The organism is Achromobacter sp. MUI-25009338 (assembly GCF_057359325.1).
The window spans coordinates 5549279-5572197 of the sequence record NZ_CM170627.1; the positions used below are offsets into that span (position 1 = coordinate 5549279).

At 69.0% G+C, this 22919-nt stretch carries 24 protein-coding genes and 1 riboswitch; of the genes, 14 read left to right on the forward strand and 10 right to left on the reverse strand.

Annotated features, from left to right (window positions below):
• Positions 1-43 precede the first annotated feature (43 nt).
• From AC1IQ6_RS26245 to AC1IQ6_RS26285, 9 genes are all read left to right on the forward strand, one after another.
• The gene (locus tag AC1IQ6_RS26245) at positions 44-718 is read left to right on the forward strand and encodes a 5-formyltetrahydrofolate cyclo-ligase (protein WP_102775161.1); all 675 of its coding nucleotides are present in this window, start codon (positions 44-46) and stop codon (positions 716-718) included.
• A 107-nt stretch (positions 719-825) separates the two neighbouring features.
• The gene (locus AC1IQ6_RS26250) at positions 826-1689 is read left to right on the forward strand and encodes a proteasome-type protease (RefSeq protein ID WP_102775160.1); all 864 of its coding nucleotides are present in this window, start codon (positions 826-828) and stop codon (positions 1687-1689) included.
• Between the two features lie 314 nt (positions 1690-2003).
• The gene (locus AC1IQ6_RS26255; protein ID WP_485865524.1) at positions 2004-2510 is read left to right on the forward strand and encodes a DUF3800 domain-containing protein; all 507 of its coding nucleotides are present in this window, start codon (positions 2004-2006) and stop codon (positions 2508-2510) included.
• Between the two features lie 132 nt (positions 2511-2642).
• Positions 2643-3641 (forward strand): tripartite tricarboxylate transporter substrate-binding protein, encoded by a 999-nt coding sequence (locus tag AC1IQ6_RS26260; protein WP_102775158.1) that lies wholly within the window; start codon positions 2643-2645, stop codon positions 3639-3641.
• Between the two features lie 56 nt (positions 3642-3697).
• Entirely contained in the window at positions 3698-4459 is a 762-nt protein-coding gene (locus AC1IQ6_RS26265; protein ID WP_111826889.1) for an IclR family transcriptional regulator, read from the forward strand.
• 251 nt (positions 4460-4710) lie between these two features.
• Positions 4711-5160: a MaoC family dehydratase gene (locus AC1IQ6_RS26270; RefSeq protein ID WP_102775156.1), complete on the forward strand. Its 450-nt coding sequence runs from the start codon at positions 4711-4713 to the stop codon at positions 5158-5160.
• Between the two features lie 10 nt (positions 5161-5170).
• A complete protein-coding gene (locus AC1IQ6_RS26275) occupies positions 5171-6025 on the forward strand; it encodes an HpcH/HpaI aldolase/citrate lyase family protein (RefSeq protein WP_102775155.1) in 855 nt (284 codons plus the stop codon).
• Between the two features lie 2 nt (positions 6026-6027).
• Positions 6028-7185: a CaiB/BaiF CoA transferase family protein gene (locus AC1IQ6_RS26280; protein ID WP_485865525.1), complete on the forward strand. Its 1158-nt coding sequence runs from the start codon at positions 6028-6030 to the stop codon at positions 7183-7185.
• 28 nt (positions 7186-7213) lie between these two features.
• Positions 7214-8185 carry a Bug family tripartite tricarboxylate transporter substrate binding protein gene (locus tag AC1IQ6_RS26285; protein ID WP_485865526.1) on the forward strand — a complete coding sequence of 324 codons (972 nt, stop codon included), beginning with the start codon at positions 7214-7216 and terminating at the stop codon, positions 8183-8185.
• Between the two features lie 178 nt (positions 8186-8363).
• On the opposite strand, the gene metF is transcribed toward AC1IQ6_RS26285, so the two are convergent.
• The 9 genes from metF to AC1IQ6_RS26330 all read right to left on the reverse strand — a co-directional run bounded on the left by metF (position 8364) and on the right by AC1IQ6_RS26330 (position 16938).
• A complete protein-coding gene (gene metF, locus AC1IQ6_RS26290; protein ID WP_102775152.1) occupies positions 8364-9212 on the reverse strand; it encodes a methylenetetrahydrofolate reductase [NAD(P)H] in 849 nt (282 codons plus the stop codon).
• Between the two features lie 138 nt (positions 9213-9350).
• Positions 9351-9686 (reverse strand): phage holin family protein, encoded by a 336-nt coding sequence (locus AC1IQ6_RS26295; RefSeq protein ID WP_006389784.1) that lies wholly within the window; start codon positions 9684-9686, stop codon positions 9351-9353.
• Between the two features lie 117 nt (positions 9687-9803).
• Positions 9804-11222, reverse strand: a complete 1419-nt coding sequence (gene ahcY / locus AC1IQ6_RS26300; RefSeq protein WP_111826892.1) for an adenosylhomocysteinase — start codon at positions 11220-11222, stop codon at positions 9804-9806.
• 100 nt (positions 11223-11322) lie between these two features.
• Positions 11323-11426: riboswitch (S-adenosyl-L-homocysteine riboswitch) on the reverse strand.
• A 57-nt stretch (positions 11427-11483) separates the two neighbouring features.
• Complete coding sequence (locus AC1IQ6_RS26305) at positions 11484-12548, reverse strand: glycosyltransferase family 4 protein (RefSeq protein ID WP_485865527.1); 1065 nt, start codon at positions 12546-12548, stop codon at positions 11484-11486.
• A 100-nt stretch (positions 12549-12648) separates the two neighbouring features.
• Positions 12649-12885 (reverse strand): DUF1289 domain-containing protein, encoded by a 237-nt coding sequence (locus AC1IQ6_RS26310; RefSeq protein WP_062683348.1) that lies wholly within the window; start codon positions 12883-12885, stop codon positions 12649-12651.
• 74 nt (positions 12886-12959) lie between these two features.
• Positions 12960-13862, reverse strand: coding sequence for an alpha/beta fold hydrolase (locus AC1IQ6_RS26315; protein ID WP_102775149.1), 903 nt, complete (start codon positions 13860-13862; stop codon positions 12960-12962).
• 9 nt (positions 13863-13871) lie between these two features.
• Positions 13872-14522, reverse strand: a complete 651-nt coding sequence (gene leuD, locus AC1IQ6_RS26320) for a 3-isopropylmalate dehydratase small subunit (protein WP_485865528.1) — start codon at positions 14520-14522, stop codon at positions 13872-13874.
• Positions 14523-15938 (reverse strand): 3-isopropylmalate dehydratase large subunit, encoded by a 1416-nt coding sequence (gene leuC, locus AC1IQ6_RS26325; RefSeq protein WP_111826979.1) that lies wholly within the window; start codon positions 15936-15938, stop codon positions 14523-14525. It abuts the gene before it with no gap.
• A gap of 16 nt (positions 15939-15954) precedes the next feature.
• Complete coding sequence (locus AC1IQ6_RS26330) at positions 15955-16938, reverse strand: tripartite tricarboxylate transporter substrate binding protein (protein ID WP_485865529.1); 984 nt, start codon at positions 16936-16938, stop codon at positions 15955-15957.
• Between the two features lie 126 nt (positions 16939-17064).
• Between AC1IQ6_RS26330 and AC1IQ6_RS26335 the strand changes: the two genes are divergently transcribed.
• Positions 17065-17988: a LysR family transcriptional regulator gene (locus AC1IQ6_RS26335; protein ID WP_209165860.1), complete on the forward strand. Its 924-nt coding sequence runs from the start codon at positions 17065-17067 to the stop codon at positions 17986-17988.
• Between the two features lie 74 nt (positions 17989-18062).
• On the opposite strand, the gene metK is transcribed toward AC1IQ6_RS26335, so the two are convergent.
• Complete coding sequence (gene metK / locus AC1IQ6_RS26340; protein ID WP_111826903.1) at positions 18063-19226, reverse strand: methionine adenosyltransferase; 1164 nt, start codon at positions 19224-19226, stop codon at positions 18063-18065.
• A 285-nt stretch (positions 19227-19511) separates the two neighbouring features.
• On the opposite strand from metK, the gene AC1IQ6_RS26345 reads away from it, so the two are divergent.
• The 4 genes from AC1IQ6_RS26345 to AC1IQ6_RS26360 are packed head-to-tail and all read left to right on the forward strand — an operon-like array spanning position 19512 to position 22918.
• Complete coding sequence (locus AC1IQ6_RS26345) at positions 19512-20366, forward strand: lysophospholipid acyltransferase family protein (protein WP_209165861.1); 855 nt, start codon at positions 19512-19514, stop codon at positions 20364-20366.
• 40 nt (positions 20367-20406) lie between these two features.
• Positions 20407-21297: a lysophospholipid acyltransferase family protein gene (locus tag AC1IQ6_RS26350; RefSeq protein WP_102775138.1), complete on the forward strand. Its 891-nt coding sequence runs from the start codon at positions 20407-20409 to the stop codon at positions 21295-21297.
• A 28-nt stretch (positions 21298-21325) separates the two neighbouring features.
• Positions 21326-22237, forward strand: coding sequence for a diaminopimelate epimerase (gene dapF, locus AC1IQ6_RS26355; protein WP_209165862.1), 912 nt, complete (start codon positions 21326-21328; stop codon positions 22235-22237).
• A gap of 3 nt (positions 22238-22240) precedes the next feature.
• A complete protein-coding gene (locus AC1IQ6_RS26360; protein WP_102775136.1) occupies positions 22241-22918 on the forward strand; it encodes a DUF484 family protein in 678 nt (225 codons plus the stop codon).
• The last annotated feature ends 1 nt before the right edge of the window (position 22919 follow it).

The window sequence follows — 22919 nt, forward strand, 5'->3', positions numbered from 1 at the left end:
CGCCACTTCCGCCATCTTTGTCCATTCCTGTCACTACCACCGCATGAGTACGCAAAATATTCCAGAGAATACCGCAGTCCAGCTACGCGCGCGATTGCGGAAAATGCGCGCCGAACTGCCTGAAAACCAGCGCGGCCGCGGCGCCCTGCTGATGCGCGCGCGGCTGTTCACCTGGCTGAACGCGGCGCGCGACGAAGCGGTCCGCGCCGGCCGCGCCGCGCCGGCCACCGTGGCCGCGTTCTGGCCCATGGCCGACGAGCCCGACCTGCGCCCCCTGCTGCAGCAATGGGCCGACGGCGGCGTGGCCGTGGCGCTGCCGGTGGTGCGCGAACGCAATGCGCCGCTCGCCTTCCTGCCCTGGACGCCCGAGGCCGAACTGCGCGCGGGCCCCTACGGCATCCAGGAACCGGTGCACGGCGCCGAATTGCTGCCCGACGTGGTGCTGGTGCCCACCCTGGGCTACACCGCCCAAGGCGACCGCCTGGGCTACGGCGGCGGCTACTACGACCGCAGCCTGGCCGCGCTGCGCGACCGCGGCCACCCGTTCATCGCCATCGGCATCGCCTGGAGCTGCGGCGCGCTGGACGCCGGCTACGCGCCGGCCGCGCATGACTTCCCGCTGGACGCGGTCCTGACCGAGGACGGCTGGGTGCCCGCCGCGCCGCTGGAGCAAGGCGGCGCCGGCGGCACCACGCTGCACAGCTACCGCCTGAGCTGACGCCGCCGCGACAGCCTGCGGTTTGCACCAAAACGGTGCAAACCGTAACGCGCGCCGGAACGCCCCGCAATACAATGAATGCGGCATGGCTTTTCCCGGTTCCGATCATGACCTATTGCGTCGCGGCCCGTCTCGATTCCGGCCTGGTGTTCCTTTCCGACTCCCGCACCAATGCGGGCGTCGACCAGATCAGCGTCTTTCGCAAGATGACGGTTTTCGAGCGCGCCGGCGATCGCGTCATGACGCTGATGACTTCCGGCAACCTGGCGGTCAGCCAGGCCGTGCTGAACGCGCTCACGCGCCCTCGCCCCGAAGGCTGCGAAACGCTCTGGAGCGCGCCCGACATGTTCGAGGCCGCCTGCGTGGTCGGCGCGGCGGTGCGCGAGGTCTACCGCCACGAAGCCGCCGCCCTGCACGAGCAGCATGTCGACTTCAACGTCAGCCTGATCTTCGGCGGCCAAATCGGCGCCGAGCGCTGCCGGCTGTTCCAGGTGTACTCGGCCGGCAACTTCATCGAGGCCGGCCAGGAATGTCCGTACTTCCAGATCGGCGAGGCCAAGTATGGCAAGCCCATCCTGGACCGGGTGCTGCGCCCCGACACCTCGCTGGACGAAGCCGCCAAGTGCGCGCTGATCTCCATGGACTCCACGCTGCGCTCCAACATCTCGGTCGGCCTGCCGCTGGATCTGCTGGTCTACGGCGCCGATACGCTGCGGGTCACGCATTTCGCCTGCATCGACGAGAACAATGAATACTTCCGCATGATCCGCGGCAGCTGGGGCGAGCGCCTGCGCCAGGTCTTCGCCGAAATCCCCGCTCCGCTGTGGACCAGCCCCGAGGCCCCGACCTCGCTGGTGCCGCCCAGCCGCGTGCACCAGCCGCTGCGCGCCGAACCGGCCGGCGAAACGGGCGCAAGCCACCCCGCGCCGCAGTCGCTCGCCGAAGACCCGGGCAAGAAGCAGGCGGGCTAGCGTCGGGCCATCGAATCTGGCCGCTCGCCCTCGTTGCCGGGATTCAGTCCGATACAGGGGTGTCGAGGCGCCCGGCTTCTTGCACCGGAGCGCGCAGGGGACTACATTTCCGTCAACGCATATGCCCGTCATGTGCCCACCTTCCGAGGCCCGCCGCAATGAATTGCGGCGGGCTTTCGTGTTTTGGTCCGGGCCGCTCCATGCGTGACATTTCCATGCACTGAAGGGTAAGCAACCGGCTCCCGCGCAATACACTGCGCTATACCGTCAGGAATGTGCAGCGATACAGCCAACTGCGGACCGCCACGGGCCGATTGCTCAACCATATCCGGCAGATCGGCGGGCACGTGGTCTACAGCGGCGAACGCAAGACGGCCAGCACCTCGCGGCACCAGTCCGCAGAACGCTTCAAACACCAGCTGCTACGCATTGTCCGACGTGCGGACCGCTTCTTCTCGGCGCGGCAGGCCACCTTCATGCTCCTGGTCGACGAGCAACAAGCCGGCGGCAGTTGGCGCGAAATGAACGTGGAGCTCTGCACGCTGGCAATGTTCGAAGATGCCGCCCACCGATGCAGAACCCTGATCGAGCCGCTGATCCAAGGCGAGAGCCATCTTTTCCAGACGCTGCAGTGCGCGGACTGGATCTGCGGTCTGGTGGGCCGCCTGTGCGCGTATGAGGTGGCGTCCAGCCAGTACCGGGACTGGGAGATATTCCACCGCTACTTTTACGATCGGCTGCAGGCGGTCGCGCTGCCCTGCAGCGGCCTGGAACGATGCGAACGGCCGGCGATGCCCGCAGGTAGCCAGCCTTCCGTATAAACCCTCCTTTCCAGCTACCGAAACCCGGCTTGCAGAACCGCGAATTCTCATCCGGGCGCGGGTGCGCCACACTGGCCATGGCCCGTCATGCTTTGCCCTGGGGGCCCCCGATAAAACCACGAGGAGCGAGACATGCCCCCTATTTTCATGCGCGCGGCCCGACGCGCCGCCTGGCCGGTCCTGGCCCTTTCGTGCCTGGCGGCCGGCAATGCGGCCGCGCAAGGCGCCTATCCCAACCATCCGATTTCGCTGGTCGTGCCCTTCGCCGCGGGCGGACCCACCGACGTAGTCGCGCGCAGCCTGGGCGCATCCATGGCCAAGACGCTGGGCCAGAGCATCGTCATCGAGAACCGCACGGGCGCCGGCGGCACGCTGGCCTCGCAGCACGTGGCGCGCGCCGCGCCCGACGGCTACACCTTCCTGATCCATCACAACGGCATGGCCACCGCGCCGGCGCTGTACCGCAAGCTGTCGTTCAATCCGCTGACCGACTTCGCCTATGTCGGCCAGGTGGCCGACGTGCCCATGACGCTGCTGGGCCGCAAAGACCTGCCGGCCGACGGCATGCCGGCCTTCATCAAGTACGCGCGCGAGAACGGCAACAAGATCAACCTGGCCAATGCCGGCCTGGGCGCCGTGTCGCAGCTTTGCGGCATGCTGCTGCAGGAATCGCTGGGCGTGCAGTTCACCACCGTGCCCTACGCCGGCACCGCGCCGGCGATGACCGCGCTGCTGGGCGGCCAGGTCGACGTGCTGTGCGACCAGACCACGCAGACCATTCCGCAGATCAAGGCCGACCGCGTGAAGCTGTACGGCGTCACCACGCTGGAACGCATCAAGACGCTGCCCGATGCGCCGACCTTGCAGGAAAGCGGCCTGAAGGGCTTCGAGGTCAAGGTGTGGCACGGCGTCTACGCGCCCAAGGGCACGCCGCCCGAGGCCATCGCCAAGTTCAACGCGGCCCTGCGCGCCGCGCTCAAGGACCCGGCCTTCACGCAAAAGATGGCCGAGCTGGGCGCCGAGATCGTGCCGGAATCCAAGCAGACGCCCGAAGGCCTGCAGACCTGGCTCAAGAGCGAGGTCGACAAGTGGGGCGGCGTGATCCGCAAGGCGGGGGTATACGCCGACTGAAGCACGGCGGGCAGCGGCGGTTGCCGGTGCCCGTTCATGAATATATATTGCCGTGCATGAGTACGAACGACGTAAAAAGCGCCCGGCGGGTGCTGGACATCCTGCAGTTCTTCGCCGCCACCCAGGCGCCCGCCACCCTGTCGCAGATTTCGGCGGGGCTGGGCATACCCAAATCCAGCTGCCTGGCCCTGCTCGACACGCTGGAAGGCGATGGCTATGCGCACCAGACCGCGGGGCGCTATTACCTGACCCGGCGCTGGCTGAACGAAGCCAGCACGGTGGCCGAACATGACCAGCTGACCACGCGCATCCGGCCCACGCTGGAAGCGCTGCGCGACGAGCTGGGCGAGACGCTGATCCTGGCGCAGCGCGCCGGCGATCACGTGGTCTACCTGGACGTCGTCGAACCCGAACGCATCGTGCGGTTCACGGCCAAGGCCGGCCAGCGCAAGCCGCTGCACGCCTCGGCCTCCGGACGCGCCCTGCTGGGCGCCATGGCGCCCGCCGAGCGCGAGGCGCTGGCTGCGCGCCTGAGCCTGGACCGCTACACCAGCCAGACCGTCAAGACCCACAAGCAGCTGCTGCGCCTGATCGCGTCCGAGGCCGAGCGCGGCTGGCACGTGAACCTGGCGGAACACCAGGCCGACACGCTGTCGGTCGCCGCCCCCCTGATGCTGTACGGCACGGTGCTGGCGCTGGTCGTGGGCGCGCCGCTGGACCGGTCGGCGGCCAAGGCCGACGCCATCGGCCAGACCCTGCTGGCCGCCAGCCGCCAGCTGGCCCAGCGCATCGACACCCCCGCCCCGCTCGCCCGGTAGGGCTTTTCCCCTGCCGCTGCCCGCGCCCGGTTCCCGGGCGCGGTTTCCCCCCTTTCCTTCCCCGGATTCCCGCGGCCGCCCGCCAGGCCCGCGGCGACGCCATGCGGGTTTACGCCTAGGCCCGGGCGTTGCCGGCACGCGTTCATGACTATAAACTTTTGTTCAAGAGTAAGAACGCCGACGGAATCCCTCTGTTGCGGCGACTCCGGAACCGGGCTGGCGCCCGGCGCTCTCCCCCAGAAGGAAGAAACATGGCTGGCCTCTATTACGAACAGTTTTCCGTCGGACAGGCTTTCGATCATGCCTGGACCCGCACCCTGACCGAGATGGACAACGTGCTGTTCAGCTCGCTGACGATGAATGTGCAGCCGCTGCACCTGGACGCGCATTTCGCCGCGAAGACCGAATTCGGCAAGCCGCTGGTCAACAGCCTGTTCACGCTGGGCCTGCTGATCGGCATGACGGTCAACGACACCACGCTGGGCACCACGGTGGCCAACCTCGGCATGACCGACGTGAATTTCCCCAAGCCGGTCTTCGCCGGCGACACGCTGCACGTGCGCACCCGCGTGCTCTCCATGCGCGAGAGCCGCTCGCGCCCGGACGCGGGCATCGTCGAGTTCGAGCACACCGCCCTGAACCACCGCGACGAAGTGGTCGCCACCTGCAAGCGCTCGGCCCTGATGCGCAAGCAGCCCTAGGAGGCTCGCCATGACCCGATCCCTGCTCTTCGTGCCCGGCGATTCCGCGCGCAAATTCGAGCATGCCGCCGCCAGCGCGGCCGACGCGCTGATCCTGGACCTGGAGGATTCCGTCGCGCCGGACCAGAAAGCCGAAGCCCGCGCCCAGGTGCGCGCCATGCTGGAACGCGGCGCGGCCGGCAAGTCCCTGTGGGTGCGGATCAACGCGCTGGACAGCGGCGCGGCGCTGGCCGACCTGGCGGCCGTGATGCCGGCCGCTCCCTGCGGCATCGTGCTGCCCAAGTGCCGCAGCCGCGAAGACATGCGCCAGCTTGCGCACTACCTGGACGCGTTCGAGGCGGCCGCGGGCGCCGCCGCCGGCGCCACCCGCATCCTGGCCATCGTCACCGAAACCGCGCAGTCGCTGTTCGGGCTGCACGATTACCGCGACGCCACCGCCCGCCTGTGGGGCCTGTCCTGGGGCGGGGAAGACCTGGCCGCCGACGTGGGCGCGCTGCGCAACCGCGATGCCGGCCGCTATACCGAACCGTTCCGGCTGGCGCGCTCGCTGTGTCTGATGGCCGCGGCCGCCGCCGGCGTGCGCGCCATCGACACGGTCTGCGTGGACCTGGACGCGCCTGACGTGCTGGCCGACGAGTCCCGCGAGGCTTTCCGCGACGGCTTCGTCGGCAAGATGGCGATCCATCCGCGCCACGTCGACGCCGTCAACGCCGCGCTGACGCCCGACGCGCAGCAGCTGCAATGGGCGCGGGCCGTGATCGATGCGTTCGCGCAGCATCCCGGCGCGGGCACGCTGCGGCTGGACGGCAAGATGATCGACCGGCCGCACCTGCGCCTGGCGCGCCGCCTGCTGGGGGAGGACTGAGCATGCCCGGACCGCTGCACGGCATACGCGTCATCGACATGACCAGCGTGGGCATGGGGCCCATGGCCACCCAGATGCTCGGCGACATGGGCGCGGACGTGATCAAGATCGAGTCCGCCGAAGGCGACGTGTTCCGCCACGTCACGCCGCAGCGCCATGCCGCCATGAGCCACGCCCACCTCAACCTCAACCGCAACAAGCGCAGCGCGGTGATCGACGTCAAGACCGCCGAGGGCCGCGCGCAGCTGGACGCGCTGATCGGCGGGGCCGACGTGTTCATCTCCAACATGCGCGCGCCCGCCATGCGCCGCCTGGGCCTGGACTACGCGACGCTGGCGGCGCGCTTTCCCGAGCTGGTGTATTGCGCCTGCTACGGCTATTCGGAAGCCGGCCCGTACGCCGGACGGGCCGCCATCGACGACACCATCCAGGCGGCCTCGGGCATGGCCTGGCTGCAAGGCGGCGCGGGCGCCGGCGCGCCCTGCTACGTCAATTCGGTGGTCGCCGACAAGGTGGTGGCCCTGTACGTGGCCAACGCCGTGACCAGCGCGCTGCTGGCGCGCGAACGCGGCGCCGGCGGCCAGGCGGTCGAGGTGCCGATGTTCGAATGCATGGTGGCCTTCCTGGCGCCGGAACATCTGGCCGGCCTGACCTTCGTGCCGCCCGAGGGCCCGGCGGGCTATACGCGCCTGCTCAACGAATACCGCCGCCCGTTCCGCACGCGCGACGGCTACATGAGCGTGGTGCCCTACACCACCCCGCAATGGCAGCGCTTTTTCGACCTGACCGGCCATCCCGAGATGGCGCAGGACCCGCGCTACCAGACCCTCAACAGCCGCAGCCGCCATTTCCCGGAGCTGTACCGCTACGTGGAGACGGTGCTGGCCGAACGCAGCACCGGGCAATGGACCGAACTGCTGGCCAGCGCCGACATCCCCTTCGCGCCGGTCAACGGCTTCGAGGAGCTGCTGGCCGACCCCCATCTCAAGGCCACCGGCTTCTGGCACGAATCGGAGCATCCCACAGAAGGACGCCTGATCCAGGCCGGCCTGCCCGTCAGGTTCAGCCGCACGCCGGGCGAGATCCGCCGGCATCCGCCTGGGCTGGGCGAACACACCGACGAGATCCTGGCGCTGGCGCGCGCCGGCCAAGCTCGCTGACCCGCACAAAGAAACAGAGGAGACAACCATGCACAACCCGATCCGAGCCGCCCTCGCGGCGGCCGCGCTCTGCGTGCCCGCGCTGGCCGCCGCCGGCGGCTACCCGCAGGCCGACAAGCCCATACGCTTCATCGTCGGTTTTCCGGCCGGCAGCACCATCGACAACGTCTCGCGCGTGGTGGTCGACGACATCCGCGCCCGCACCGGCGCGCAGATCGTCGTCGAGAACAAGCCGGGCGCCCTGGGCGTGCTGGGCGTGGACGCCGTGGCCCGGGCCGCGCCCGACGGCTACACCATGATGCCCAGCTCCAGCGCCACCAGTTCCTCGGGCCCCTACCTGTCCAAGGCGTTCCAGCGCTATGACGCGATCAAGGACTTCACCCAGGTGGGCCGGGTGGTCCGGTTCGACGTGGTGATCGTCACGCGCGCCAGCGGCTCGTACGGCGACGCGCGCCAGCTGGTGGCGGCGGCCAGGCAGAAGCCGCAGTCGGTGACCAGCGGCTACGGCTCGGGCACCGGCCAGGTGGTCGCGGCCGCCTTCAGCCGCGCCGCCGGCGCCGAGGTGCTGGGCGTGCCCTACAAGGGCCAGCCCGCCGCCGTGACCGACCTGCTGGGCGGGCGCATCGACTTCGTGGCGGCCGACCTGGGCGCGGTGCTGCCGCAGATCCGCGCGCAGAACCTGAACGCCGTGGCGCTGGTCTCCAGCAAGCGCTCGACGATTCTGCCCGCGGTGCCCACGGCCGGCGAGCTGGGCATGGGCAGCCTGGACCTGACCGGCTGGATCGGCGTGGCCGGCCCGGCCGGCCTGGCGCCCGAGGCGGCCAAGTGGTGGGCCGACCAGTTGAGCGCGACGATGCGCGATGCCGCCGTCCAGGAACGGCTGCGCGCGATGGGCATGGAGCCGGACCTGACGGTCGGCGAGCCTTTGCAGCAATTCGTCCGGTCGCAGTATGAAGCCTGGGGCGAGCAGATCCGCCAGGCGGGGATTCAGCCGGAATAGGCGGCCCGGGGGGCCGATGGGCTACGCGCGTTCGATATTCGTGTTCTTGCCCAAGCGTTCTCGCGCTGCGCCCATCCTACGGTGGTGAGGCCGTAGGATGGGTGCAGCGCGAGATATTCGACACAAGAAATCAAGGCTCGAGCGCGCGGAACCCATCAGGCGCCCAAAGCCCCCGCCCTCATCCCTGCAGCGACAATTCCCGCCACACCGCCATCGGCGCTTCGGCGTGGTTCAGGGTGTAGAAATGCAGGCCCGGCGCGCCGTTGTCCAGCAGCGTCTGGCACAGCTCGGTCACCACGTCCACGCCGAAGGCGCGGATGGAGGCCTTGTCGTCGCCGAACTCCGCCAGGCGCAGGCGGATCCAGCGCGGCACTTCCGCGCCGCACATTTCCGAAAAGCGCAGCAGCTGCGTGTGGTTCGTGATGGGCATGATGCCCGGCACGATGGGCACGTCCACGCCCTTGGCCTGGGCCCGGTCGACGAAGTCGAAGTAGGCGTCGGCGTTGAAGAAGTACTGCGTGATGGCGGCATTGGCGCCGGCCCGCACCTTGCGCACGAAATGGTCCAGGTCGGCCGAGGGGTTGGCCGCCTGCGGATGCATTTCGGGATAGGCCGCCACTTCGATGTGGAACCAGTCGCCGGTCTCCTCGCGGATGAACGTCACCAGTTCGTTGGCGTAGCGCAGTTCGCCCGCATCGCCGCCCATGCCCGAGGGCAGGTCGCCGCGCAGGGCGACCACGCGCCGCACGCCTTCGCTCTTGTAGGCCTGGAGGATGTCCCGCAGGTCCTGGCGCGAGGCGCCGACGCACGACAGGTGCGGCGCCGCATCGCAGCCCAGGTTGCGCAGCGTGCGCACGGCGTCCGCCGTGCCCGCACGCGTGGAGCCGCCCGCGCCGAACGTCACGCTGACGTACTTGGGCTGGATGGCCAGCATCTGCTTGGCCGCGCGCACCAGCCGTTCTTGGCCGGCCAGGTCGCGCGGGGGGAAAAATTCCAGACTGAAAGCAGGAGAAATCGAATCGGACATATCAGCAGTTATCTATAAGCACTACGCGTCCCGCATGAACCGGGTGCGCCCCACCGGGATGCCGCGGAGCCGGCTTCGCCGGTCCGCCGGCATGCCCCCTTGAGGGGGAGCGCGCAGCGCTCGGGGGTGGGATCGACTCTAGGGGATCAGTTTGGTAAGCAGGCCCGAGATGATGCTGTACAGGATCGCACCGCCCACGGCCCACCAGAACCCGTTGACCTGGAAGCCCTTCAGCACGGAGCCGACGAACCAGAACAACAAGGCGTTGATGACGATGAGGAAGAGGCCCAGCGTGACGATCGTGATGGGCAGCGTCAGCAGCACCAGCACCGGCTTGACCAGCATGTTGACCAGGCCCAGCACCAGCGCGGCGATGAGTGCAGAACCGAAGCTGGCCACGGTGATGCCGGGCAGCAGATAGGCAACCGCCAGCAGGGCCACCGCGTTCAGGATCCAGACGAGTATCAATGCCATGTTCGACCTCCTGTGTTGGGTCCGCCGGCCTCGCGGCCGCAATGCGGTCGCGAGGCCGGCGGACCGGTAAGCCCGCGCCGACATGGCGCGGTACTTCCCCCTATTTTGCTACAACCCTCAATAACGGTAGTGGTTGGGCTTGTACGGGCCTTCGACCGGCACGCTGATGTAGTCGGCCTGTTCCTGGCGCAGGGTGGTGAGCTTCACGCCCAGCTTCTTCAGGTGCAGGCGCGCGACCTTCTCGTCCAGGTGCTTGGGCAGCACGTAGACTTCGCCCGACTTGTAGGCCTCGTTGCGCGTGTACAGCTCGATCTGGGCGATCGTCTGGTTGGCGAACGACGAGGACATCACGAACGACGGGTGGCCGGTGGCGCAACCCAGGTTCACCAGGCGGCCCTGGGCCAGCAGGATGATGCGCTTGCCGTCCGGGAAGATGACGTGGTCGACCTGCGGCTTGATCTCTTCCCACTTGCAGTCGGCCAGGCTGGCGACGTCGATTTCGTTGTCGAAGTGGCCGATGTTGCACACGATGGCCTGGTCCTTCATGGCGTTCATGTGCTCGCGCGTGATGACGTGGTAGTTGCCCGTGGCGGTGACGAAGATGTCGCCGTGCGCGGCGGCCTCTTCCATGGTCACGACCTTGAAGCCTTCCATGGCGGCCTGCAGGGCGCAGATCGGGTCGATCTCGGTGACCCAGACCTGGGCGCGCAGCGCGGCCAGCGCCTGGGCGCAGCCCTTGCCCACGTCGCCGTAGCCGGCCACCACCGCGATCTTGCCCGCGACCATCACGTCGGTGGCGCGCTTGATGCCGTCGACCAGCGATTCGCGGCAGCCGTACAGGTTGTCGAACTTGGACTTGGTGACCGAGTCGTTGACGTTGATGGCGGCGAAGGCCAGTTCGCCCTTCTGCGACATCTGGTAGAGGCGATGCACGCCGGTGGTGGTTTCCTCGGTCACGCCCTTGATCTGGGCCAGGCGCGTCGAATACCACTTGGGATCGCGTTGCAGCGTTTCCTTGATGGCGGCGAACAGGATGCGCTCTTCGTCGCTGCCCGGGTTGGCCAGCACCGAGATGTCCTTCTCGGCCTTGGTGCCCAGGTGCAGCATCAAGGTGGCGTCGCCGCCGTCGTCCAGGATCATGTTGGCGTGCTGGCCGTTGGGCCATTCGAAGATCTTGTGGGTGTACTGCCAGTACTCTTCCAGCGTCTCGCCCTTGACGGCGAAGACCGGCGTGCCCGAGGCCGCGATGGCGGCGGCGGCGTGGTCCTGCGTGGAGAAGATGTTGCACGAGGCCCAGCGCACTTCGGCGCCCAGGGCCACCAGCGTTTCGATCAGCACGCCGGTCTGGATGGTCATGTGCAGGCTGCCGGCGATGCGGGCGCCCTTGAGCGGCTGCTGGGCCGCGAATTCCTCGCGGATGGCCATCAGGCCGGGCATTTCGGTTTCGGCGATGGCCAGCTCGCGGCGGCCCCAGCCGGCCAGCGACAGGTCGGCGACGATGTAGTCGGAGAAGGATTTGTCAGTCACAGCGTTCATGGTGTGTAGGCTCCACGTGAAATACGAACGGCGCGCAAGATGGCCGGACAACGCGAATACACCACGACAGTCGAGTGCCCGCCTTTTCCGCCATATGCGACAAAGGTGAGCGCCGTTGCTGCAGCGCCGCGCCGAGGGCGCGCCGCTTGAACAAGGATTCCTGAGCCTGGCGACCGCTGGGTCGTCGCAACGCTCCTCAGGATTGCCGAGCATTGTACCCGGGAACCGTGCCGCGGGCAGCAGGCGCGGGGCCACGGACGCTTATTGCCGCGCCGGCCGGCCGGCGTTCTCCGGCATGCTGAACAGGTGCGCGCCGCGGGCGGTGCCGTCCAGCGGCACCAGCGCGGCCAGCAGGTCCGAGGCCACCGCGTCCCAGCTGCGGGTCAGCGCGTGCTCGCGCACCGCGTGGCGGTCCAGCGACAGCGCCGCGCGGCAGGCGTGGCCGAGGTCCTCGTCGAGCACGCCGGTCACCCCCTGCGCCACCACCGCCAGCGGCGCCTCGCTGCGAAACGCGGCCACCGGCGTGCCGCAGGCCATGGCCTCCAGCATGACCAGGCCAAAGGTGTCGGTCAGGCTGGGAAACACGAACACGTCGGCGCCGCCATACAGCGCCGGCAGCGCGGGGTCCTGCTGCATGCCCATGAAGACCGCGCCGGGAAAGCGCTTTTTCAGGCGCGCCTCGTCCGGACCGGCGCCGACCACCACCTTGCTGCCCGGCAGGTCCAGGTCCAGGAAGGCGTCCAGATTCTTCTCGCGCGCCACGCGCCCGACGCTCAGGAATACGGGCCGGGGCAGGCCTTCGAACGCCGCGCCGGCGCCGGGCCGGAACTTGCGCGGGTCCACCCCGCGCGACCAGATCCGCAGATTGGCCAGCCCCCGCCGCGCCAGCACGTCGCGCACCGTGGGCGTGGGCACCAGCACGCGCTGCGAGGGCCGGTGGAACCAGCGCAGGTAGCGCCACGGCAAGGCCGCCGGAATGCCCATGCGCGCCTGCAGATAGTCGGGGAACATGGTGTGGAAGGAGGTGGTGAAGCGCCAGCCCCGCGCCAGCGCCAGCCGGCGCGCCGCCAGGCCCAGCGGCCCTTCGGTGGCGATGTGCAGCGCGTCGGGCACGGTCTCGCCCAGGATGCGGCGCAGTTGCCGGCCGGGTTGCAGGCACAGGCGCAGGTCCGGCTCAGATGGCGCGGGCACCGTGCGGCTGCCCTGGGGATTCACCACGATCAGCTCGTGGCCCCATTCGCTCAGGATCTGCTGCATGGTCGTCCAGGTGCGGACGACGCCATTGACTTGCGGATGCCAGGCATCCGTGACCAGGACGATGCGCATGATGGAGCCGGTGGCGGGGGCCGGAAATGGATGACAAGCGCGATTTAGCCCGCTCCATGTGACACGCCCAAGACGGCCTTTGCGGCCGCGCAACGCCCGGCTAGTTATTGCGGCGCGGATAGCCCTGCGCCTTGATGCGCACCCAGACCTCGCGTTTTTCTTCCTCGGTCATGAAGACCCAGTTGGCGACTTCCATGGCCGTGCGGCCGCAGCCGCGGCAGATTTCGTCGAACAGCGTGGAGCACACCGCCACGCAGGGCGAATCGGTGGCTTTGAAGGCGCGTTGCGCGTCTTCGGCGGCGGGCAGCTCGGAGAGGTCGACGGTGTAGCGATTCATGGGCCGAAGGTTAACATCCACGGTGCGTCCCTTTTTGGATGGCCCTACTCCGCGTCCAGGCTTGCCCCCGTGGGCTAAGGGGCCGGATCGCCGTCCCATCCGAAGAACGCCCGCACCTGCGCCATCAGCGCCTCGGGGCACTCCTCCGCCAGGTAGTGCGCCCCCGGCAGCGGGCCGCCCGACACGTCGTCGGCCACCGCGCGCCACAGGCCCAGCACGTCGAAATTCCTGCCCACCGCGCCGCGCTCGCCCCACAGCACCCGCAGCGGCTGGGTCAGGCGCTCGCCGGCCTTGCGGCCAGCGCGGTCATGCTCCAGGTCCAGGGTGGCCGAGGCCCGGTAGTCCTCGCAGATGCCGGTGGCCCAGCCCGGCAGCCGCGCGGCGCGCTCGTACTCGGCCATCGCCTCCTTGGAGAAATGCGCCAGCCCGCCGGGCCGCCCGCCCATGACCGAACGCAGGTAGAAAACGGGGTCGCGCTCGATCATGGTTTCCGGCAGCGGCGCCGGCTGGATCAGCCAGAACCAGTGGAAATAGGCCTGGGCGAAAGCGCGCGTCGTGCCTTCGTACATGTCCAGGGTCGGCGCGATGTCCAGCAGCATCATGCGCTGGACCGCCGCGGCATGGTCCAGCGCCAGTCGGTGCGCCACGCGCGCGCCGCGATCGTGCGCCAGCACCTCGAAGCGCGCATGGCCCAGCGCCTGCATCAGCCCCGCCATGTCGGCCGCCATTGCGCGCTTGGAATGCGCGGCGTGGCCGGCGCTGGCGGGCGGCTTGTCGCTGTCGCCATAGCCGCGCAGGTCCGCCGCCACGCAGGTGCGGTGCCGCGTCAGCTCGGGCCACACGCGGTGCCAGATGGCATGGGTCTGCGGATGGCCGTGAAGCAGCAGCAGCGGCGGCCCCGAGCCGTCGATGCGCGCGGCGATGCGCACGCCGTCGACGGCGATGCGGCGGATGGGTAGGTCGAAGAAATCGGTCATGGGTCTGCCTCACTCTGCGCGGCCAGCGTCCAGGCGGTCGCGCACCCGGCGCGCCACGTCTTTCATCCATGGATGACGCGCCCAATGTCCGGCCTCGAAACGCTGCACTTCGTCCAGCCGCTGCAGCGAGGCGCCCACCATGTCCAGGCCCTGAGCGTACATCCGGCGATGGCGTTCGGGCAGCGTGAAACCGGCGGTCCAGCCGTCGGCGGCGCTGACGCGGCCGGCCGCCACGTCGATGCTCACGCGGTTGGCGGCCGTATCGGATACCCGGGCCAGCAGCGCATCGACCTCGGCTGGCGCCAGGCTGACCAGCAGCAAGCCGTTGTTGACCGCGTTGAAGTAGAAAATTTCGCCGAAGCTCGGCGCAATCACCGCGCGGATGCCGAACTGCTGCAAACCCCACACGGCATGCTCCCGGCTGGAGCCGCAGCCGAAGTTCGGCCCCGCCACCAGAATGCGCGCGCCGGCGTAGGCCGGCTGGTTCAGCACGAAACCGGGCCGCGGCGCGCCGTCGGCGTCGAAGCGCAGGTCATACAGCAGCCCCCGCTCCAGGCCCGACTTGTCGATGATGCGCAGGAACTGCTTGGGCATGATCTGGTCGGTGTCCAGATTGGAAAAAGGCAGGGGCGCGGCCACGCCTTCGATCATCGGGTTCATTCATTTCTCCCATTCGCGCACGTCGACGATGCGGCCGGCCAGCGCGGCGGCGGCGGCCATGGCCGGGCTCATCAGGTGGGTGCGCCCCGCCCGGCCCTGCCTGCCTTCGAAATTCCGGTTGGTGGTGGAGGCGCAGCGCTCGCCCGGGCTCAGCACGTCGTCGTTCATGGCCAGGCACATGGAGCAGCCCGGCTGGCGCCACTCGAAGCCCGCCTCGATCAATTGCGCGGCCACGCCCTCGGCCTCGGCCTGGGCGCGCACCGCGCCCGAGCCCGGCACCACCATGGCCCGCACGCCGGCCGCGACCTTGCGCCCGCGCACCACGCTGGCCGCGGCGCGCAGATCCTCGATGCGGCCGTTGGTGCAGGAGCCGATGAACACCCGGTCTATCGGCAGGCCCGCGATGGGCGCGCCCGGCGTCAGGCCGATGTAGTCCATGGCCTTCTCCAGCGCCAGGCGGGCGAGCGCGTCGGGCTCGGCTTGCGGGTCGGGCACGACGCCGTCGATCGGCACGGCCTGGTCCGGGCTGGTGCCCCAGGTGACGAAGGGCGCGATGGTTGCGGCGTCCAGCACGTGCTCCACGTCGAAGACGGCGTCGGCGTCCGATCGCAATCCGGCCCAGCTGGCGCGCGCCTGCGCCAAAATGTCGCCCCGCAGCTGCGGCGCGTGCGCGGCGACATAGGCGTCGGTGGTGGCGTCCGGCGCGATCAGCGCGGCGCGCGCGCCGGCCTCGACCGTCATGTTGCACAGGGTCATGCGGGCCTCGGCCGACAGCGCGTCTATCGCCTCGCCGCAGAACTCCACGGCATGGCCGCGCGCGCCCTGCGCGCCGATGCGATGCACCACGCAGATGACCAGGTCCTTGGCCGTGACGCCGCGGCCCAGCGTGCCGTCGATGCGGATGCGCATGTTGCGCGCCACTCGGTACACCAGGGTCTGCGTGGCCAGGATGTGCTCGACTTCCGAGGTTCCGATGCCGAAGCCCAGCGCGCCCAGCGCGCCGTAGGTGGTGGTGTGGCTGTCGCCGCACAGCACCACCATGCCCGGCAACACCATGCCGTGCTCGGGCGCGATCACGTGCTCGATGCCCTGCAGCGGATCGGTGGTGTCGAACAGCGCGATCTGCTGCGCATCGCAATTGCGCTTGAGGTTGCCCGCCTGGCGCGAGGACGCCTCGTCGGCGATGACGCGCAGCGCCGGCGCGACCGGATGGGTGGGGATGACGTGGTCCACCACCGCCATCTGCTGCCCGGGGCGCAGCACCGCGCGCCCGCGCGCGGCCAGGCCGCTGAAGGCCTGCGGGCTGGTGTATTCGTTCATGATGTGCAGATCGACGTACAGCAGCACGTGCTCGTCGTCGATCCGGGCCACCTCATGGCTGGCCACCAGTTTGTCGTACAGCGTCATGCCGGGCATGTCTTGCATCCTTGAATCAGTTGGCCTTGATGCCGGCTTGCTTGACGATGCCGGCCCAGCGCGTCATTTCTTCGTCCACCATCGCGTCCGTCCTGGCGGGCGTGGAGATCAGCGGATCGAAGCCTTCCTTGCCCATGCGCTGCGCCAGCTCGGGCGAACGCAGCGCCTGCTCCAGCTTGGCGTTGAGCGTGTCTATTACCGCCTGCGGCGTATTGGCGGGCGCGCTGATGACGAACCAGGTATTGAATTCGTAGCCGGGCAGGCCCGATTCCGCGATGGTGGGCACGTCCGGCAACAGCGGCGAGCGCCGCGTGCCGGTCACGCCCAGCGCGCGCAGCTTCTTGCCGTCGACTTGCGGCTTGGCCGCGGACAGCACCGGGAAACTCATCTGCACCTGGCCGCTGATGGTGTCGAGCATGGCCGGACCGCCGCCCTTGTACGGCACGTGCAGGATCTGCGTCTGCGAGACGGACTTGAACAGTTCCGCGGCCATGTGGAAGGTGCTGCCGGTGCCCGCGGAACCGAAGCTCAGATCGTTGGCCGGCCGCGCCCGCACGTAGGACAGCAGCTCGCCGACGGTGGCCACCGGCAGGCCGTTGGTCACCGTCAGCACGTGCTGGGAGGTTCCCACCGTGCCCACCGAGCGCAGGTCTTTCTTCGTGTCGAACGGCATGCTCTGGAACAGCGCCGGGTTGATGGCCAGCGACATGGTGTTGATCGCCAGCGTGTAGCCGTCGGGCTGGGCCCGCGCCACGGCGGCCATGCCGATATTGCCGGAAGCGCCGGCGCGGTTTTCCACCACCACGCTCTGCCCCAGCGCGCGGCCCCAGGCGTCGGAGATCAGGCGGGCGGCGATGTCCACGCTGCCGCCCGGCGCGAACGGCACGATGAGCGTGACGGCGCGTTCGGGAAACGCGCCGGCGGCGGCCGCCGCCTGGGTCCAACAGGATGCGACGGCAAGGGCCGCGCACAAGGCGCCGGCCGCGGTGTTGATCTTCATTCCTGGTCTCCTTGTGTGGCCGCGATAGGCGGCTCTGTATGGGCGAGTCCAGTGTATAGGCCTGTTGGATTCTTATAATTAATAATCCGAATAAAGCTTTATTAAATATGATTTATAAATAAGCCCATGGACGCCCTATCGGACCTCGCTTTTTTCTCGCTGGTGGTCAAGCACGGCAACCTGTCCGCGGCCGCGCGCGAACTGGGCCTGACGCCGCCGGCGGTCAGCACGCGGCTGGCCAAGCTGGAACAGCGCCTGGGCGTGCGGCTGCTGAACCGCACCACGCGCCGCGTCAGCGTCACGCAGGAAGGCGAGCTGTACCTGGCCGAGGGCGGACGCATCCTGGCCGACCTCGAAGCCCTGGAACGCTCGGTGTCCAGCGCCCGCGCGCAGCCCCAGGGCCTGCTGCGGCTGAACGCCACCTTCGGCTTCGGACGCGCCCACATCGTGCCGGCCGTGTCCGACTTCGCGCGCCAGTACCCCGAGGTGGAAGTGCAGATGCGCCTGACCGACAGGCCGCTGAACCTGATCGAGGAAGGCTTCGACGTGGCGGTGCGTTTCGGCGACCTGCCGGACGCGCGCCTGACCGCGCGCAAGATCGCCTCGAACCGGCGCCTGCTCTGCGCCTCGCCGCGCTATCTGGAGACCTATGGCGAACCGCGCGCCCCGGGCGACCTGCAGCGCCACCGCTGCATCGTGGTGCGCGAAAACGACGTGGCCTACGGCACCTGGCGGCTGGAATCGGGCCTGCGCGCGGAGACCGTCAAGGTGCGCGGCCCGGTCAGCTCCAACGACGGCCAGAGCGCCCTGGAATGGGCGCTGGACGGGCACGGCATTGTCATGCGCTCCGAGTGGGAGACGGCCGCGCACCTGCGCGCCGGCCGCCTGCGCGTGGTGCTGCCCGACTGGCGCACGCCGCCGGCCGACATCCACGCCTTGTATCCGGAACGCCTGAACCTGCCGGCCAAGACCCTGGCCTTCGTCGAATTCCTGGCGCAGCGCTTCGCCCGCCACCTGCGGGCGCCGGGCTCGGACGGCGCGGTGTGGTGAGCGCCAACGAAAACGCCCGAAAGCCGGACCTGGGTCCAGCTTCCGGGCGCTTCTTTGGCCTGGAAGGCTGAGGCTTACATCGCCTTCTTCAGTTCCGGCACCTTGTCCGTGGCTTCCCACGAGAATTCCGGTTCGGAACGGCCGAAGTGGCCGTAGGCGGCGGTCTTGGCGTAGATCGGGCGCAGCAGGTCCAGCATGTTGACGATGCCCTTCGGACGCAGGTCGAAGTGCTCGCGCACCAGCTTGGCGATCTGGTCGTCGGGGATGACGCCGGTGCCTTCGGTGTAGACGGTGATGTTGATGGGCTCGGCCACGCCGATGGCGTAGCTGACCTGCACCTGGCACTGGCGCGCCAGGCCGGCGGCCACGATGTTCTTGGCCACGTAGCGCGCGGCGTAGGCAGCCGAGCGGTCGACCTTGGACGGGTCCTTGCCCGAGAACGCGCCGCCGCCGTGCGGGCACGCGCCGCCGTAGGTGTCGACGATGATCTTGCGGCCGGTCAGGCCGCAATCGCCTTGCGGGCCGCCGATGACGAAGCGGCCGGTCGGGTTGACCAGGAATTTGGTCTTGGGCGTGATCAGGCCTTCGGGGAAGCTGGGCTTGATGATGTCTTCGATCACGGCCTCGCGGATGGTTTCCTGCGAGACTTCGGGCGCGTGCTGGGTCGACAGCACCACGGTATCGACTTCGGCCGGGCGGCCGTCGATATAGCGGAACGTGACCTGCGACTTGGCGTCCGGGCGCAGCCACGGCAGGCGGCCGTCCTTGCGCAGTTCGCTCTGGCGCTGCACCAGGCGGTGCGCGTACCAGATCGGGGCCGGCATCAGGTCGGGCGTTTCGTCGCACGCGTAGCCGAACATCAGGCCCTGGTCGCCGGCGCCCTGGTTCAGGTAGTCCTCGGAGCTGCGGTCCACGCCCTGGGCGATGTCGGGCGATTGCTTGTCGTAGGCGACCAGCACCGCGCAGCCCTTGTAGTCGATGCCGTAGTCGGTGTTGTCGTAGCCGATGCGGCGGATCGTGTCGCGCGCGACCTGGATGTAGTCGACGTTGGCAGTCGTGGTGATCTCGCCGGCCAGCACCACCAGGCCCGTATTGCACAGCGTTTCGGCTGCGACGCGCGCGTTGGGGTCCTGCGTGAAGATGGCGTCGAGAATCGAGTCGGAGATCTGGTCGGCAACCTTGTCGGGATGCCCTTCAGAGACGGATTCGGAGGTAAAGAGAAAGTCGTTGTTGGCCACAGATGCGTCCTTACGTGTCCGGCCTGGCCGGCGCATAGGTTCACGAGGCGCGTAGCACCCCGGATCGCATGCCTGGGGGCATGCATGACTGATCTGGGCGCGACGCTTTAGCGGATTTGGCAAAGGACTCGCGCATGCGCTGCCCCCTGCCGTCGCCCCGCAAGTTGTCGGTTAACTCGGCGACTGCGCTATTTTAAGCGAAAATGCCGTTCTGCTGCTCGCGCCGGGGCGCCCGCCCGTGCTCCGGCCCCGGGCGCGCCCCTGCCCGCTCCATCCCATTGCCGCATGCTGCTCTTCCTGTTCAGACTATTCGCCGCCCTTCCTCTTCCCGTTGCGCACGCGCTGGGGCGCCTGGCCGGACGCGCGATCTACGCCTGGCCCGGGAAGTACCGGCGCCGGCTGCAGGCCAACGCGGCCCAGGCCGGCTATCCCTCGCCGGCCTTCGCGCGCCGCGCCGCCGGCGAGATCGGCGCCATGATCCTGGAAAGCCCGCGGGTCTGGTTCCGCAACGAGGACAGCCTCGCCAAGGTGGTGTCGGACGACAACGCGGTGGTCGACGCGGCCCGCGCCGAGAACCGCGGCATCCTCTTCCTGACGCCGCACCTGGGCTGCTTCGAGATCACCGCCCGCTACCTGGCGCGCCAGATGCCCATGACGGTCATGTTCCGCCCGCCGCGCAAGGACATCCTGGCTCCCTTGCTGGAAACCGCGCGCAACAGCTCGGCCGTCAACGCGGTGCCGGCCACCATGCAGGGCGTGCGCGAGTTCGTGCGCGCGCTGCGCCGCGGGGAGTCCGTGGGCATGCTGCCCGACCAGGCGCCCAGCGTGGGCGACGGCGTGTGGGCGCCGTTCTTCGGACGCATGGCCTACACCATGACGCTGCCCGGCAAGCTGGCCACGCAGACCGGCGTTTCCATCATCCTGACCGCTGGCGAACGGCTGCCCAAGGGCCGGGGCTGGCGCATCCACTACGTGCGCGTGCCCGAACCGCTGCCGGCCGATCCCCAGGCCCAGGCCGCGCTGCTCAACGCCGCCATGGAAACGCTGATCCGCCGCTGCCCCGAGCAATACCTCTGGAGCTACAACCGCTACAAGACGCCGCGCGGGGCGCCGCCGGCGCCGGACTCCACGGCGGGTTGAATCCCGCCGCGCCCCCCCGCCCGTTTCCCTGCTGATACTTATGACTGATTTCAAAACGCGCGCGCTGGTCTCCCTGATGAAATGGTTCGGCCGCGCCAAACCGTCGACCCGGCTGCGTATCGGCGCCTGCCTGGGCTGGCTGGCGCCGCGCCTGGCCAAGTCGCGCGCGCGCATCGTCCGGCGCAATCTGGAACTGTGCTTTCCCGACCAGCCCGAAGCGGTGCGCGAGCGCTGGCTGGCCGAACACTTCCGCGCGCTGGCGCAATCCATCGTCGACCGCGGCGTGCTCTGGTACGGCACGCCGGAGGCCATCAAGGAAATGGTGACGGAAACCGGCAGCGAGCGCATCAACGCCCTGACGGCCGAAGGCCGCTCGGTCATCCTGCTGGCCCCGCACTTCATCGCGCTCGACGCCGCCGCCACCCGGCTCACCATGGAGGTGCCCAGCGGCGCCACCATGTACACCCCGCAAAGCGATCCGCACATCGACGCGGTGGTGGCCGCGGGCCGCGCCCGCTTCAACGAGGTCTTTCTGGTCAGCCGCAAGGACGGCGTGCGCGAGCTGCTGCGCCACCTGCGCGCGCCGCGCCCGGTCTACTACCTGCCCGACATGGACTTCGGCCGCCAGGGCTCGGTGTTCGTGCCGTTTTTCGGCGTGCCGGCCGCCACCCTGCTGGCCACCGCGCAACTGGCCAAGAAGTGGAACGCCGCGGTCATGCCCATCGTGGGCTTCTGGAATCCGCAAACCGGCCGCTATCACATCGACGTGCTGCCGCCGCTGGCCGACTTCCCGGGCGAGGACTCGCTGGAGGAGGCCACCGCCCGCCTGAACCGCGAACTCGAATCGTGGGTGCGCCGCTGCCCCAGCCAGTACTACTGGGTCCACCGCCGTTTCAAGACGCGCCCGCCGGGCGAGCCCAAGCTCTACTGAGCCCGGCCGCGCGGCCCGCGCCCCGATAATGGGCGATAATCCGGTGATGAACTGGAACTTCACCAAAATGCATGGCGCGGGCAACGATTTCGTCGTGCTCGACGGCGTGCGCCAAACCATCGAAATGACGCCGGAGCGCGCGCGCGCCCTGGGCGACCGGCATTTCGGCATCGGCGCCGACCAGATCCTGCTGGTCGAGCCGGCCACCCGGCCCGACGCCGATTTCCGCTACCGGATTTTCAATTCCGACGGCAGCGAAGTCGAACACTGCGGCAACGGCGCGCGCTGCTTCGTGCGTTTCGTGCACGAGCAGGGCCTGTCCGACCGCAATCCGCTGCGCGCCGAAATCGCCACCGGCATCCTGGTCCTGGACGAAGGCGACGACGAGCAGGTCACGGTCGACATGGGCAGCACCCGCTTCGATCCGGCCGCCCTGCCCTTCGACACCGCCGGCCTGGCCTCGCGCCCCGAGGGCGAGGACACGCTGTGGCAGCTGGAACTCGACGCGCCCGCCGGCCTGCCGCGCGGCGTCTGGCTTTCGGCGGTGGCGATCTCCAATCCGCACGCCGTGCAGGTCGTGGAAAACGTGGACACCGCGCCCGTCGCCATCCTCGGCCCGCTGATCGAGACCCATCCGCGCTTTGCGCGCCGCGTCAACGCCGGCTTCATGCAGGTGCTGGACCGCGGCAATATCCGCCTGCGCGTGTTCGAACGCGGCGCGGGCGAAACCCTGGCCTGCGGCACCGGCGCCTGCGCCGCCGTCGCCGCCGGCATCCGCCGCGGCCTGCTCGATTCCCCGGTGCGCGTGCAGACGCGCGGCGGCACGCTGACCGTCGCCTGGAACGGCGAACAGCTGCGCATGACCGGCCCGGCGCAATCCGTCTACACGGGGCAGGTCGACATCGACAAGCTCGTTTTCTCCATGGGGCTGAACCGATAAGCCATGACTGATACCGCTCTCACCGCCCAGGACATCGCCGTCTTCCTGCAGGACAACCCGGGCTTTTTCGACGAACACGCCGACGTCTTCGCCACGCTGCAAGTGCCCCATCCGCACGGCTCGCGCGCGATTTCGCTGGGCGAACGCCAGATCATGACGCTGCGCGAGCGCAACCGCGAACTGGAATGGCGCCTCAACGAGCTGGTTCGCAACGCCACCGCCAACGAAACCATCGGCACGCACGTGGCCAAGTGGTGCAGCCGCATGCTGTCCGAATGCGACCCGCAGCGCGTGCCGGGCGAGATCGCGCTGGGCCTGGCCGAACAGTTCGACCTGAACCACGTGGCGCTGCGCCTGTGGGACCTGTCGGAGCTGCCCCCGACCGGCTATGGCGAGCCCGTCTCGCAGGACGTGCGCACCTTCACCGACAGCCTCAAGACGCCGTACTGTGGCAACGACACCGGCTTCGAAGCCGCCGGCTGGCTGGACGCCAAGCCCCAGTCGCTGGCGCTGGTGCCGCTGCGCCTGGAAGCCGACGGCCCGGCCGTCGGCCTGCTGGTGCTGGGCTCGGACGACCCCGCCCGCTTCACGCCGGAAATGGGCACCACCTTCCTGGAGTCCATCGCCCAGCTGGCCTCGGCCGCGCTGCACCGCCTGAATCCGGCCAGTCCCAAGGCCTAGC